This is a genomic window from Nostoc sp. UIC 10890 (assembly GCF_054786515.1).
In genome coordinates, this window is the sequence record NZ_JBSGKF010000171.1 from 1 (window position 1) to 1,206 (window position 1,206).

Annotated in this window: 1 protein-coding gene; it reads left to right on the top strand. The window is 46.0% G+C overall.

Annotated features, from left to right (window positions below):
• Nucleotides 1-93 precede the first annotated feature (93 nt).
• A partial coding sequence (locus tag ACWATR_RS40200) for a replicative DNA helicase (protein ID WP_460346022.1) occupies nucleotides 94-1,206 on the top strand: 1,113 nt, incomplete at its 3' end.

A 1,206-nucleotide genomic window follows, 5' to 3' on the forward strand; every position in this document is an offset into this window, starting at 1 on the left:
TTTAAACAAGAAATTTCTTGTTTATTCTGGCTCCTGAATTCTGGCTTCTGACTTCTGAACTCGATTTACAAAAGTAACATAGGAGAAAAAGCGATGTTTTCATCAGATTTTGCCCCAGATAACGTAGTTTCAATGCCTAACCGCTTACCGCCCCAGGCGATTGAAGCTGAAGAAGTAGTACTTGGTGGCATTTTGTTTGACCCGGAAGCGATCGCTCGTGTGATTAAGATTTTGCAACCAGAGGATTTTTACGTTGGTTCCCATAAGGACATTTACCGAGCCGCAGTCAGATTGCACCAGTCTCAGCAACCAACGGATTTATTGTTTGTCACTAGTTGGCTGGAATCTCATGGTTTATTGCATAATGTTGGCGGTAGAAATAAACTTGCGTCCTTGCTTAACTCTTGCGTGTCAGCAGTTAACATCGATGCCTTAGCAGAATTGATTCGAGAAAAAGCGCAATTGAGAGCGGTAATCCAAACAGCTTTACAAATGGCACGCTACGCGATGGATGCTCCTTTGACTGAGACTACTGCAACTTCAGTCATCGAAATGGGGCAACAAAAACTTTTAGAGTTGCGCCAATTAACTACAGCTTGTCAGATGAAGCTAATGGCTGACATCATCCCTGACGTTTATGCCGAGATTGAATTGGCCAATAACGGTGAAGATGCGATTGAGGTGAATGTCCCCACCGGATTCTATGATTTGGATGGGGTAATTGGCGGGATGCCCTTCGGTTCTTTGACCGTTGTTGGAGGTCGCGGCGGCATCGGCAAGTCCACCTGGGCATTAGATATTGGGATTCGGGCTGCTGCTAGCAGCTTAACAACCGCTTATTTCGCTTTAGAGATGTCTGCCTCACAAATGGTCAAAAAGACCCTCTCAAGGCTGGCAGCACCCCATGTTCCTGCTGACCTGCTTTTCAAACGCAATGCACTTCGGGAATCTCACTGGAATCCTTTAGCTCAAGCTTGCGCTGACGCGATGGCGCTACCATTTTGGTTGAATGACAACCCCGTAATCACCACATCACAAATCAAGGGTGATTTGCAAGATATACAAGCTCGTTGCGGGTCAGTCAGTTTGGTGATTGTGGACTATGTGCAGTTGATTGAACCAATGCGCCGTGAACGTGGGGAAAACCGCGTGCAAGAAATTGACTCCATCTTGAAACAACTCAGGGCGATCGCTAAACAGTTCAAT